Source organism: Pseudomonas sp. ADAK18 (assembly GCF_012935695.1).
Taxonomy (GTDB): Bacteria; Pseudomonadota; Gammaproteobacteria; order Pseudomonadales; family Pseudomonadaceae; genus Aquipseudomonas.
Genome location: NZ_CP052859.1, coordinates 5735753 through 5748639, shown reverse-complemented (window position 1 = coordinate 5748639; position 12887 = coordinate 5735753). Strand labels below are relative to the sequence as shown.

The window sequence follows — 12887 nt, the reverse complement described above, 5'->3', positions numbered from 1 at the left end:
CCCACAGGAGCACCTTATGAAACAGCTGCAACCCGATACTTTGATCAAAAACCCACGAGGCAAACCTGTGGTGTCTTCCGTAGTGATTGCCTGCGATGCCGCCACGCTATGGAGGGTGGTCGGTCACTTCGGCAGGTTTGATGCATTCATCCCTGCCCTGTCGCACATCGAGTTAACAGGTACAGGCGTAGGATCACTGCGCAAGAAATGCTTCCAGGATGGAAACCTGGTGGTGGAGCAACTCAACAGCCGTGATGAACAGACCATGCGCATGACCTGGACCACAATCTACAACACCTTGGGCGTGGCCCGGCTGTGGGCCGCGATGAGTGTCGAGCCTGTCGGAGAAGCCCATGCCAGAGCAACGTGGACGATCATTGCCGAGCCCATCGAAGCAGAGCAGGAAGGCTTCGAGCAGTTCGTGCAGACGTTCACCGACAATGCGCTGGAGAACGTGCGTCAGCTACTGAGCTGAACCGGTGGTGAGTGATCATGCTCCTCACCACGGATCTGCAAGCTGACGGTCAGATCTTGAAGCTGTCGACCAACTGCTTCAAACGATTAGCCTGTTGAGACAGCGCGTCGCAGTCCTTCAAGGTTTCGTTGAGGTTGACCACACCCTGTTGGTTAAGCAGGTTGATCTGGTTGATGTCGACGTTGAGGGTTTCCACCACGGCGGTCTGCTCCTCGGTGGCCGCCGCTACCGACTGGTTCATGCCATCAATCTCGACAATCCGTTGTGTCACGCTGACCAGGCGCTCGCCGGCCTGGTTCGCCACTTCGACGCTTTCTTCGCTGGACGCCTGGCTGGCGTTCATCGTGGTGACAGCTTCCCGCGAACCGACCTGCAGGGAGGTGATCATTTTGTGGATCTCTTCCGCAGACTCTTGAGTGCGATGGGCCAGGTTGCGCACTTCATCAGCCACCACCGCAAACCCACGACCGGCTTCTCCGGCGCGCGCAGCCTCAATCGCAGCGTTGAGGGCCAGAAGGTTGGTTTGCTGCGAAATGCCTTTGATCACATCCAGGATATGCCCGATGTTATCGGTGCTCGCATTCAGGGTTTCAATCTGGGTGCAGGACAGGCTGATTTTCTGCGACAACTCCGACATCGCCAGAATGGTTTGCTCCACCACCTTACGACCATCATCAGCCTGCTCGCTGGCACCACTGGCGTGCTGCGAAGCATCGGCGGCGTTGCGCGCGATTTCCTGAGTGGCAGCCCCCAGCTCGTTGATCGCGGCGGCCACGCTGTTGGTGCGGGCGCTCTGCTCATCGGAGCCGATGATCGACGCGTTGGAGGAAGCCATCACGCGTTGGGACAAGTCATGCACCTGGCGCGTGGCCGAGGACACTTCGGAAATCGAGGCGTGAATACGCTCGACGAACTGGTTGAAAGAACTGCCCAGCTCACCAAACTCATCCTTGCTTTCAACTGCCAGGCGGCGGGTCAAATCGCCTTCGCCCTGGGCAATATCCTGCATGGCGCGGCCCATGGTGGTCAGCGGACGCATCAGCACCTGGATCAGCAGGCTCAAGAGCACGGCAATCGCCGCCACGGCGATGAACATGGCAATCAAGGCGGAAGTGCGGAATTTACCCAGCGGAGCGTAGGCTTTGTCTTTGTCGATCGACAGGCCGATGTACCAGTCCGCATTGGGCAGGCCGCTGATCGGGGTAAAGGACAGAATCCGATCCTTGCCATTGAGCACCACGTCCTGATTGACCTTCTCGATACGGACGTTGGTGCCGGGATAGATATCCTTGAGGTTTTTCATCACCTGGTCCTGATCGGGGCTGACGATGACCTGACCGTCACCGCTGACCAGGAACGCATGGCCGATACCGCCAAAATCCACCGAGTTGATGATTTTCACCAAGGTTTGCAGGCTCAAGTCACCACCCACCACACCCAGCAGTTCGCCATTCTTTTTGACCGGCATGGCGATAGTCACAATCAAACCACCCACCGCTGCCATGTAGGGCGGAGTCAGCATGGTCTTGTCCGCCGCTACAGCTTGTTTGTACCAGGGACGCTGACGTGGGTCGTAGTCATCGGGCATTTTTGCGTCAGGGCGTTGAGTGAACACACCGTTGGTTGAACCGACGTAAGTGAACTGGAAGTTCGAGGTGAACGCTGATTGATCGACCAGCCCCGGCAGGTCAGCGCTGCTGCCTTGATGGGCAACGTTCTGCGCAAGGCTTTCCAGTACCAGCACCCGGCCACTGAGCCAGTTCTGCACACTACTGGCGGTCAGGTCGCCCGACTGCTGGATGGATGACTCCAGGTTTTGCTTGATGGTGCTGCGCTGCAGGTAGTCGTTGTACAACGTGAATAACGCGAAGGCCAGAACCACGACGCCTGACGCGGCCAACAGAATTTTATGACTGAACTTGAGATTCATTTCATCGACTTCTTTTGCCAAAAGGGGGGTGAGCGTGCCGGATGCAACATTCCATGTGACGGGATAGGCGGACTCTTCGACCGCTCTATTTCGGTGCACGCATGGCTCGTTAGGCTTTCGGCCAAGACCGGATAAATCTTAGAAATTTGTGAGAATCATCTTCTTTTTACGTAGGAAACAGACAGGTGGTAACAGCACAAAGGGCTGATGAGGCAAGTGCTGCAAAATCTTCCGGCCTTCAAGACGAATGCTGTCTCCTAAGTACGCATTGCAGACGCTTTACAGCAACCATCACGGCTGGCTAAACATTTGGCTGCGCAGTCGCCTGGGCAATGTGGCGGACTTGGCCCAGTACACCTTTGTCCGGCTGTTGCAGAAAACCGAGCGCTTTGAGCTCAAGGCACCTCGGGCATGCTATCGGCCCGGCTACCTGGGATGCGCGGCGGGTGTTGCAGAATTGCGCCTGTCGGGGCGGTCACCTGCAGGACACGGAGAAGCTGCTGGCGATCCTCCCGCAGACATTGCCCGTACGCCTGCGCTATCGCACCCGCTGGTGGGTGAGCCTGGAGCGCCAGGCCCAGATCATTTCGGGAGGAAATGGTCGACCACATGAAAGATCAAGGGAGGGCATGCTTACCGGTTGAACTTCGACCTGCATCGCGCGAGTGGCTTGTGGCTTGTGGCTTGTGGCTTTGCCTATCGTTTGTGCTGCCCTGAAACGACAAAACCCCTGTCTGCGTTAGCAGACAGGGGTTTCGGAATTCAATCTTGACGATGACCTACTCTCACATGGGGAAACCCCACACTACCATCGGCGATGCATCGTTTCACTGCTGAGTTCGGGATGGGATCAGGTGGTTCCAATGCTCTATGGTCGTCAAGAAATTCTGTGTACCAGTCCGTTGCGCTTGCAACGTACTGGTGAAAATCATGGACTTCTACATAAACAAAACCCCATCTGCTTTCGCAAATGGGGTTTCGGAATTTAATCTTGACGATGACCTACTCTCACATGGGGAAACCCCACACTACCATCGGCGATGCATCGTTTCACTACTGAGTTCGGGATGGGATCAGGTGGTTCCAATGCTCTATGGTCGTCAAGAAATTCGGGTACTGAGTCGCGGCCTGATGGCCTCGCTTCAGCAAATTGGGTATGTAATAGATTTGTGTGTTACGCAAACTTTCGGTTTGTATCGTCTTCACACACCGCAATCTGGCCTTTCGACGCAAATTGCTTGGGTGTTATATGGTCAAGCCTCACGGGCAATTAGTATTGGTTAGCTCAACGCCTCACAGCGCTTACACACCCAACCTATCAACGTCGTAGTCTTCGACGGCCCTTCAGGGGACTCAAGGTCCCAGTGAGATCTCATCTTGAGGCTAGTTTCCCGCTTAGATGCTTTCAGCGGTTATCTATTCCGAACATAGCTACCCGGCAATGCCACTGGCGTGACAACCGGAACACCAGAGGTTCGTCCACTCCGGTCCTCTCGTACTAGGAGCAGCCCCTCTCAAATCTCAAACGTCCACGGCAGATAGGGACCGAACTGTCTCACGACGTTCTAAACCCAGCTCGCGTACCACTTTAAATGGCGAACAGCCATACCCTTGGGACCGGCTTCAGCCCCAGGATGTGATGAGCCGACATCGAGGTGCCAAACACCGCCGTCGATATGAACTCTTGGGCGGTATCAGCCTGTTATCCCCGGAGTACCTTTTATCCGTTGAGCGATGGCCCTTCCATACAGAACCACCGGATCACTAAGACCTACTTTCGTACCTGCTCGACGTGTCTGTCTCGCAGTCAAGCGCGCTTTTGCCTTTATACTCTACGACCGATTTCCGACCGGTCTGAGCGCACCTTCGTACTCCTCCGTTACTCTTTAGGAGGAGACCGCCCCAGTCAAACTACCCACCATACACTGTCCTCGATCCGGATAACGGACCTGAGTTAGAACCTCAAAGTTGCCAGGGTGGTATTTCAAGGTTGGCTCCACGCGAACTGGCGTCCACGCTTCAAAGCCTCCCACCTATCCTACACAAGCAAATTCAAAGTCCAGTGCAAAGCTATAGTAAAGGTTCACGGGGTCTTTCCGTCTAGCCGCGGATACACTGCATCTTCACAGCGATTTCAATTTCACTGAGTCTCGGGTGGAGACAGCGCCGCCATCGTTACGCCATTCGTGCAGGTCGGAACTTACCCGACAAGGAATTTCGCTACCTTAGGACCGTTATAGTTACGGCCGCCGTTTACCGGGGCTTCGATCAAGAGCTTCGCGTTAGCTAACCCCATCAATTAACCTTCCGGCACCGGGCAGGCGTCACACCCTATACGTCCACTTTCGTGTTTGCAGAGTGCTGTGTTTTTAATAAACAGTCGCAGCGGCCTGGTATCTTCGACCGGCATGGGCTTACGGAGCAAGTCCTTCACCCTCACCGGCGCACCTTCTCCCGAAGTTACGGTGCCATTTTGCCTAGTTCCTTCACCCGAGTTCTCTCAAGCGCCTTGGTATTCTCTACCCAACCACCTGTGTCGGTTTGGGGTACGGTTCCTGGTTACCTGAAGCTTAGAAGCTTTTCTTGGAAGCATGGCATCAACCACTTCGTTACCTAAAAGGTAACTCGTCATCAGCTCTCGGCCTTAGAATCCCGGATTTACCTAAGATTCCAGCCTACCACCTTAAACTTGGACAACCAACGCCAAGCTGGCCTAGCCTTCTCCGTCCCTCCATCGCAATAACCAGAAGTACAGGAATATTAACCTGTTTTCCATCGACTACGCTTTTCAGCCTCGCCTTAGGGACCGACTAACCCTGCGTCGATTAACGTTGCGCAGGAAACCTTGGTCTTTCGGCGTGGGTGTTTTTCACACCCATTGTCGTTACTCATGTCAGCATTCGCACTTCTGATACCTCCAGCAAGCTTCTCAACTCACCTTCACAGGCTTACAGAACGCTCCTCTACCGCATCACTTACGTGATACCCGTAGCTTCGGTGTATGGTTTGAGCCCCGTTACATCTTCCGCGCAGGCCGACTCGACTAGTGAGCTATTACGCTTTCTTTAAAGGGTGGCTGCTTCTAAGCCAACCTCCTAGCTGTCTAAGCCTTCCCACATCGTTTCCCACTTAACCATAACTTTGGGACCTTAGCTGACGGTCTGGGTTGTTTCCCTTTTCACGACGGACGTTAGCACCCGCCGTGTGTCTCCCATGCTCGGCACTTGTAGGTATTCGGAGTTTGCATCGGTTTGGTAAGTCGGGATGACCCCCTAGCCGAAACAGTGCTCTACCCCCTACAGTGATACATGAGGCGCTACCTAAATAGCTTTCGAGGAGAACCAGCTATCTCCGAGCTTGATTAGCCTTTCACTCCGATCCACAGGTCATCCGCTAACTTTTCAACGGTAGTCGGTTCGGTCCTCCAGTTAGTGTTACCCAACCTTCAACCTGCCCATGGATAGATCGCCCGGTTTCGGGTCTATTCCCAGCGACTAGACGCCCTATTAAGACTCGCTTTCGCTACGCCTCCCCTATTCGGTTAAGCTCGCCACTGAAAATAAGTCGCTGACCCATTATACAAAAGGTACGCAGTCACCCAACAAAGTGGGCTCCCACTGCTTGTACGCATACGGTTTCAGGATCTATTTCACTCCCCTCTCCGGGGTTCTTTTCGCCTTTCCCTCACGGTACTAGTTCACTATCGGTCAGTCAGTAGTATTTAGCCTTGGAGGATGGTCCCCCCATATTCAGACAAAGTTTCTCGTGCTCCGTCCTACTCGATTTCATGACTAAGAGATTTTCGCGTACAGGGCTATCACCCACTATGGCCGCACTTTCCAGAGCGTTCCGCTAATCTCAAAGCCACTTAAGGGCTAGTCCCCGTTCGCTCGCCACTACTAAGGGAATCTCGGTTGATTTCTTTTCCTCAGGGTACTTAGATGTTTCAGTTCCCCTGGTTCGCCTCTTACGCCTATGTATTCAGCGTAAGATAACCATCTTATGATGGCTGGGTTCCCCCATTCAGACATCTCCGGATCAAAGTCTGTTTGCCGACTCCCCGAAGCTTTTCGCAGGCTACCACGTCTTTCATCGCCTCTGACTGCCAAGGCATCCACCGTATGCGCTTCTTCACTTGACCATATAACCCCAAGCAATCTGGTTATACTGTGAAGACAACATTCGCCGAAAATTCGCAATTTAACTCACAAATTTTACCTTAGCCTGATCCGTTACCAGTGAAAGTAACGTTCAGTCTATCTTTCTATCACATACCCAAATTTTTAAAGAACGATCTAATCAAAGACTAGAAATCAACATTCACCATCATCACGATGGAATGCTCATTTCTAAGCTTTACATGACAGAAGCAGTTAGTGGTGGAGCCAAACGGGATCGAACCGTTGACCTCCTGCGTGCAAGGCAGGCGCTCTCCCAGCTGAGCTATGGCCCCGTATTTCTACAGGCGTTTCCCACACAAAATTGGTGGGTCTGGGCAGATTCGAACTGCCGACCTCACCCTTATCAGGGGTGCGCTCTAACCAACTGAGCTACAGACCCAATTTCGGGCTGCTTCTTTATCGTCTTCTTCAATGAATCAAGCAATTCGTGTGGGAACTTATGGAGCAGCTGATGTCGTCGATTAAGGAGGTGATCCAGCCGCAGGTTCCCCTACGGCTACCTTGTTACGACTTCACCCCAGTCATGAATCACACCGTGGTAACCGTCCTCCCGAAGGTTAGACTAGCTACTTCTGGTGCAACCCACTCCCATGGTGTGACGGGCGGTGTGTACAAGGCCCGGGAACGTATTCACCGCGACATTCTGATTCGCGATTACTAGCGATTCCGACTTCACGCAGTCGAGTTGCAGACTGCGATCCGGACTACGATCGGTTTTGTGGGATTAGCTCCACCTCGCGGCTTGGCAACCCTCTGTACCGACCATTGTAGCACGTGTGTAGCCCAGGCCGTAAGGGCCATGATGACTTGACGTCATCCCCACCTTCCTCCGGTTTGTCACCGGCAGTCTCCTTAGAGTGCCCACCATTACGTGCTGGTAACTAAGGACAAGGGTTGCGCTCGTTACGGGACTTAACCCAACATCTCACGACACGAGCTGACGACAGCCATGCAGCACCTGTCTCAATGTTCCCGAAGGCACCAATCTATCTCTAGAAAGTTCATTGGATGTCAAGGCCTGGTAAGGTTCTTCGCGTTGCTTCGAATTAAACCACATGCTCCACCGCTTGTGCGGGCCCCCGTCAATTCATTTGAGTTTTAACCTTGCGGCCGTACTCCCCAGGCGGTCAACTTAATGCGTTAGCTGCGCCACTAAGAGCTCAAGGCTCCCAACGGCTAGTTGACATCGTTTACGGCGTGGACTACCAGGGTATCTAATCCTGTTTGCTCCCCACGCTTTCGCACCTCAGTGTCAGTATCAGTCCAGGTGGTCGCCTTCGCCACTGGTGTTCCTTCCTATATCTACGCATTTCACCGCTACACAGGAAATTCCACCACCCTCTACCATACTCTAGCTCGTCAGTTTTGAATGCAGTTCCCAGGTTGAGCCCGGGGATTTCACATCCAACTTAACGAACCACCTACGCGCGCTTTACGCCCAGTAATTCCGATTAACGCTTGCACCCTCTGTATTACCGCGGCTGCTGGCACAGAGTTAGCCGGTGCTTATTCTGTCGGTAACGTCAAAACAGCAAAGTATTAATTTACTGCCCTTCCTCCCAACTTAAAGTGCTTTACAATCCGAAGACCTTCTTCACACACGCGGCATGGCTGGATCAGGCTTTCGCCCATTGTCCAATATTCCCCACTGCTGCCTCCCGTAGGAGTCTGGACCGTGTCTCAGTTCCAGTGTGACTGATCATCCTCTCAGACCAGTTACGGATCGTAGCCTTGGTGAGCCATTACCTCACCAACTAGCTAATCCGACCTAGGCTCATCTGATAGCGCAAGGCCCGAAGGTCCCCTGCTTTCTCCCGTAGGACGTATGCGGTATTAGCGTCCGTTTCCGAACGTTATCCCCCACTACCAGGCAGATTCCTAGGCATTACTCACCCGTCCGCCGCTCTCAAGAGAAGCAAGCTTCTCTCTACCGCTCGACTTGCATGTGTTAGGCCTGCCGCCAGCGTTCAATCTGAGCCATGATCAAACTCTTCAGTTCAAACATCTTTGGATTTTTAAGAAACCCTAAACTTGGCTCAGCAATCGTTGGTTACATCTTTGATTTCTCGCGGAGTAACTTGTGATGCTGATAATCTTGTTGACTATCAGTCTGACTCCACAAGCACCCACACGAATTGCTTGATTCAGTTGTTAAAGAGCGGTTGGTTAAGATCTTTCGTCTCAACCGAGGCGCGCATTCTACAGCAGCCCCTGTTACTGTCAAGCGATTTTTTTAAGAAGTTTTCAAAGTTTCCTTTGTAACTTCAACCACTTGCGCTTCCGATCTCTCGTTAGCGGGAGGCGAATTCTACAGCGTTACACGCTGCTGTCAACACCTCTTTTTCTCCGCTTTCGACCGAGAAGATCGAACCGTTGACAGGGCTAAACAACACCGCCTTATCAACTCCTTCTGGGCTTCGATGATCTGAAGCAGCTCGCTGTCGAAACCTACATAACTCTTTGTTTACCAAGGAGTTTTCCGTTTCGACTGCGCCGGAAGTGGGGCGAATTATAGACTTCCAGAATCTGCCGTCAACCCCTAATTTTGCTTTTCTATCAATTACTTAGGAATGGTTAAAAAACGAGCAGCTCTTCTATATATAGAGAGCAACCCGCCCTCTATATATAGAAGAACGGAATCAGATGACCCCGGCCGCCCTTAACGCAGCAACACCTGCGGGCGACATCCCCAGCACTTGCTCCAACACCTGGCGAGTGTGCTCACCCAGCAAGGGAGGCGCACTGCGGTACTCAACAGGCGTCTTGGAAAGGCGGATAGGGCTAGCCACCTGGGGAACCATACCGGCCAATGCATGAGGCAGCTCAATAGCCAGGCCGCGAGCCTGCACCTGCGGATCGGCGAACACCTGCGCCAAATCATTGATAGGCCCACAAGGGACACCCACTCGCTCAAGTTGCGCCACCCATTCAGCCGTTGTCTTGAACACCGTAGCCTGACGAATCAATGGAATCAGCACCGCCCGATTGGCAACCCTCAGCTTATTGGTGACAAACCGCGGATCATCCGCCCACTGCGACTGCCCAGCCACCTCAGCAAACTTGCGAAATTGCCCGTCATTACCCACCGTCAGGATGAAGTCACCATCCGCCGTGGGGAAATCCTGATAAGGCACGATATTCGGATGCGCATTGCCCAACCGCTTTGGAGGGACACCCGTGGTCAGGTAGTTCATCGCCTGATTGGCCAGACAAGCCACCTGCACATCCAACAAGGCCATATCGATATGCTGGCCACCGCCATCATGATCGCGATGCGCCATAGCCGCCAGAATCGCAACCGTTGAGTAGAGCCCCGTCAGGATATCGGTCAGCGCCACGCCCACCTTCACCGGCCCAGCTCCCTCATCACCCTCAGGCCGACCGGTCAGACTCATAAGCCCGCCAAGCCCTTGGATCATGAAGTCGTAACCCGCTCTAGTGGCATAGGGGCCCGTCTGGCCGAAACCCGTAATCGAGCAATAGATCAATTCAGGATTAATCTCCTTCAGCGACTCATAATCCAACCCATAAGCCGCCAAGCCACCCACCTTGAAGTTCTCGATCAGGATGTCCGACTTCGCTGCCAGGTCGCGCACCAGCTTCTGCCCCTCCGGGCGCGTGAAGTCGATAGTCACCGACTCCTTGTTGCGATTGGCCGATAAGTAGTACGCCGCCTCGCTGGTATTCTCGCCGTAAGCATCCTTGAGGAAGGGTGGCCCCCATGCACGGGTGTCATCGCCGTTACCAGGTCGCTCGACCTTGATCACCTCAGCCCCAAGGTCCGCCAGAATCTGCCCAGCCCAAGGGCCCGCCAGCACTCGCGACAAATCCAGTACCCGCAGGTGCGATAGCGCGCCCATGGTCGTCCTCCTATTAATAGAACGCCTGAATACCGGTTTGCGCACGCCCCAGGATCAGCGCATGCACGTCATGGGTACCTTCGTAGGTATTCACCACTTCAAGGTTGACTAGGTGACGGGCAATCCCGAACTCATCAGAGATACCATTCCCCCCAAGCATGTCACGCGCCATACGCGCGATATCCAGGGATTTGCCGCACGAGTTGCGCTTCATGATGGAAGTGATCTCGACCGCAGCCGTCCCCTCATCCTTCATGCGCCCCAACCGCAGACAGCCCTGCAGCGCCAAGGTGATCTCGGTCTGCATATCTGCCAGCTTCTTCTGGATCAATTGAGTAGCCGCCAACGGGCGCCCGAACTGCTGACGATCAAGCGTGTACTGACGCGCCGTATGCCAGCAGAACTCCGCAGCCCCCAGCGCCCCCCAGGAGATCCCGTAACGCGCCGAGTTGAGGCACGTGAACGGGCCTTTCAAGCCACGCACATCCGGAAAGATGTTTTCTTCCGGCACAAATACGTTATCCATAACGATTTCACCGGTGATAGAGGCGCGCAGGCCGACTTTGCCGTGAATCGCTGGAGCACTCAGACCTTTCCAGCCCTTCTCTAGTACAAAGCCACGAATGTCGCCGGCATCGTCTTTACCCCAGACGACGAACACATCAGCAATGGGACTGTTGGTGATCCACATTTTGCTGCCGGTAAGGCTATAGCCGCCATCCACCTTGCGCGCACGGGTAATCATCGCGCCAGGGTCAGAGCCATGGTTAGGCTCGGTCAGGCCGAAACAGCCAATCCATTCGCCCGACGCCAGCTTCGGCAGGTATTTCTGCTTTTGCGCTTCGGTGCCGAATTCATTAATAGGCACCATGACCAGTGAAGACTGCACACTCATCATTGAACGATAACCAGAGTCGACGCGCTCCACTTCCCGGGCGATCAAACCGTAGCTGACGTAGTTCAAGCCGCTACCACCGTACTGCTCCGGGATCATCGCACCGAGCAAGCCGGTTTCGCCCATTTCGCGAAAGATCGCAGGATCGGTCTTTTCATGGCGGAAGGCTTCCAGGACACGAGGCGCCAACTTGTCCTGGGCGAACTGCTCGGCGCTGTCGCGCACCATGCGTTCTTCTTCAGTGAGCTGTTGATCCAGCAACAGTGGATCGATCCAGTTGAAGCTTGCCTTGCCACCCATGAGAAAACCCTCTCGAAGTAAAACCAAAAGTCGTGCATGGAGCCTAGGCCCGGCAGGCGAGGAGGGCAAACGAGGTTTTTGCATAGCCTTGTGCTAATTTCTCACTCCGTAACAATTCAAAAGGGTATATATGCCCTCTATTAGTGAGGGTACGGTACATGCGTAGAAAGATCCCCAGCACCACAGCCTTGGTCAGCTTTGAAGCCGCAGCCCGCCATGAGAGCTTTACCAAGGCCGCACAGGAGCTTTCCATCACTCAAGGCGCCATCTGTCGACAGATCGCCAGCCTTGAGGAGTTTTTGAGTGTCGAGCTGTTTCGACGCTCTCGCCGTGGAGTGAAACTGACAGAAGCAGGGCTGTCTTATAGCCGCCGAGTCGCCACGCAACTGGATGCAGTGGAACGGGATACGCTGTCCGTGATGGGTCAGCAGGGCACCAATGTCATCGAACTGGCCGTGGTCCCAACCTTCGGCACCCAGTGGTTGATCCCCCGCCTTAAGGATTTCCAGCACCGACACCCGGAAGTCACCGTCAACCTCACCAACCGCACACGACCCTTCCTGTTCGCCGATACCGAATTCGACGCCGCTATCTACTTCGGCGACGCCGATTGGTCCGGCACCGAATCCCACAGACTTATGGGAGAAAACCCACTTCCCGTGTGCAGCCCCCGCCTGCTGGGGAACCGAACACATTTCAGCCCACAGGAAATCGCCGAGCTGCCTCTTTTGCAGCAAACCACCCGACCTTACGCCTGGCGCCAGTGGTTCAACGCGCAGCAGTTGAATATTCCCCGCGACATGACAGGCCCGCGCTACGAGCTATTCTCCATGTTGTCCCAGGCGGCCATGCATGACATGGGAGTCGCGCTGATCCCGCCCTTCCTTATTCAGCGGGAGTTAAATGAGCACCAGCTAGTGGTCGCCAGCCCTCAGGTATTGGCCAGCTCCAAGGCCTATTACCTGATGATTCCCGAGAGAAAGGTCGAATCAGCCTCTCTGCATGCGTTCAAGGACTGGCTGATGGACCAGTCACAGCGCTACAACCCCAATGCTTAAAGGGAAATTCATTTTATTGACCTTGTAGTCAATTAATTTAAAGGCCTACAGATATACGGATATGTCGCAATTCAACAGACTGTACCTGTCTGTCTAAAATCATCGAACAACCCTCTGACTACGTGGCTTATAGCGACTATTCAGGACCCATACTCACTTATTCATAGTGGCGATGGGAAAAACCCCAA

Annotated in this window: 5 protein-coding genes, 2 tRNA genes, 4 rRNA genes and 3 pseudogenes; 5 read left to right on the top strand and 9 right to left on the bottom strand. The window is 54.0% G+C overall.

All coding sequences use genetic code 11. The features are described from left to right. Positions 1 to 16: 16 nt before the first annotated feature. Positions 17 to 475 carry an SRPBCC family protein gene (locus tag HKK55_RS26160; RefSeq protein ID WP_169357252.1) on the top strand — a complete coding sequence of 153 codons (459 nt, stop codon included), beginning with the start codon at positions 17 to 19 and terminating at the stop codon, positions 473 to 475. Between the two features lie 49 nt (positions 476 to 524). On the opposite strand, the gene HKK55_RS26155 is transcribed toward HKK55_RS26160, so the two are convergent. Then, positions 525 to 2405, bottom strand: coding sequence for a methyl-accepting chemotaxis protein (locus tag HKK55_RS26155; RefSeq protein WP_169357251.1), 1881 nt, complete (start codon positions 2403 to 2405; stop codon positions 525 to 527). Between the two features lie 247 nt (positions 2406 to 2652). Between HKK55_RS26155 and HKK55_RS26150 the strand changes: the two are divergent. The 3 pseudogenes from HKK55_RS26150 to HKK55_RS29370 all read left to right on the top strand — a co-directional run. Continuing rightward, a pseudogene (locus HKK55_RS26150) lies at positions 2653 to 2817 on the top strand (RNA polymerase subunit sigma); the annotation flags it as partial. Between the two features lie 3 nt (positions 2818 to 2820). After that, positions 2821 to 2983: pseudogene (locus tag HKK55_RS26145) on the top strand (peptide ABC transporter substrate-binding protein); the annotation flags it as partial. Between the two features lie 8 nt (positions 2984 to 2991). Next, positions 2992 to 3121, top strand: a pseudogene (locus tag HKK55_RS29370) (PepSY domain-containing protein); the annotation flags it as partial. Positions 3122 to 3171: 50 nt separating this feature from the next. Here HKK55_RS29370 and rrf (HKK55_RS26135) read toward each other — a convergent pair. The 8 genes from rrf (HKK55_RS26135) to HKK55_RS26100 form a co-directional block, all read right to left on the bottom strand. Then, a 5S ribosomal RNA gene (rrf, locus tag HKK55_RS26135) occupies positions 3172 to 3287 on the bottom strand. 107 nt (positions 3288 to 3394) lie between these two features. Further along, positions 3395 to 3510: ribosomal RNA gene (rrf, locus tag HKK55_RS26130) — 5S ribosomal RNA — on the bottom strand. A 144-nt stretch (positions 3511 to 3654) separates the two neighbouring features. Beyond that, positions 3655 to 6546: ribosomal RNA gene (locus HKK55_RS26125) — 23S ribosomal RNA — on the bottom strand. Between the two features lie 236 nt (positions 6547 to 6782). Further along, positions 6783 to 6858, bottom strand: a tRNA-Ala gene (locus HKK55_RS26120). Between the two features lie 30 nt (positions 6859 to 6888). Beyond that, positions 6889 to 6965: transfer RNA gene (locus tag HKK55_RS26115), tRNA-Ile, on the bottom strand. 83 nt (positions 6966 to 7048) lie between these two features. Beyond that, positions 7049 to 8585: ribosomal RNA gene (locus tag HKK55_RS26110) — 16S ribosomal RNA — on the bottom strand. The 16S, 23S and 5S rRNA genes sit together here with 2 tRNA genes alongside, the layout of an rRNA operon. A 640-nt stretch (positions 8586 to 9225) precedes the next feature. Beyond that, positions 9226 to 10446, bottom strand: coding sequence for a CaiB/BaiF CoA-transferase family protein (locus tag HKK55_RS26105; protein ID WP_169357250.1), 1221 nt, complete (start codon positions 10444 to 10446; stop codon positions 9226 to 9228). Between the two features lie 13 nt (positions 10447 to 10459). Beyond that, positions 10460 to 11641 (bottom strand): acyl-CoA dehydrogenase, encoded by a 1182-nt coding sequence (locus HKK55_RS26100; RefSeq protein WP_029290432.1) that lies wholly within the window; start codon positions 11639 to 11641, stop codon positions 10460 to 10462. A gap of 158 nt (positions 11642 to 11799) precedes the next feature. Here HKK55_RS26100 and HKK55_RS26095 point away from each other — a divergent pair, with 158 nt between their 5' ends. Beyond that, entirely contained in the window at positions 11800 to 12699 is a 900-nt protein-coding gene (locus tag HKK55_RS26095) for a LysR family transcriptional regulator (protein ID WP_169357249.1), read from the top strand. Positions 12700 to 12887: the final 188 nt, after the last annotated feature.

Bases quoted from the DNA above. Each gene is read 5' to 3' on its own strand.
- HKK55_RS26160 (WP_169357252.1), top strand. From the start codon at position 17: ATGAAACAGCTGCAACCCGATACTTTGATCAAAAACCCACGAGGCAAA.
- HKK55_RS26095 (WP_169357249.1), top strand. From the start codon at position 11,800: ATGCGTAGAAAGATCCCCAGCACCACAGCCTTGGTCAGCTTTGAAGCC.
- HKK55_RS26100 (WP_029290432.1), bottom strand. From the start codon at position 11,641: ATGGGTGGCAAGGCAAGCTTCAACTGGATCGATCCACTGTTGCTGGAT.
- HKK55_RS26155 (WP_169357251.1), bottom strand. From the start codon at position 2,405: ATGAATCTCAAGTTCAGTCATAAAATTCTGTTGGCCGCGTCAGGCGTC.
- HKK55_RS26105 (WP_169357250.1), bottom strand. From the start codon at position 10,446: ATGGGCGCGCTATCGCACCTGCGGGTACTGGATTTGTCGCGAGTGCTG.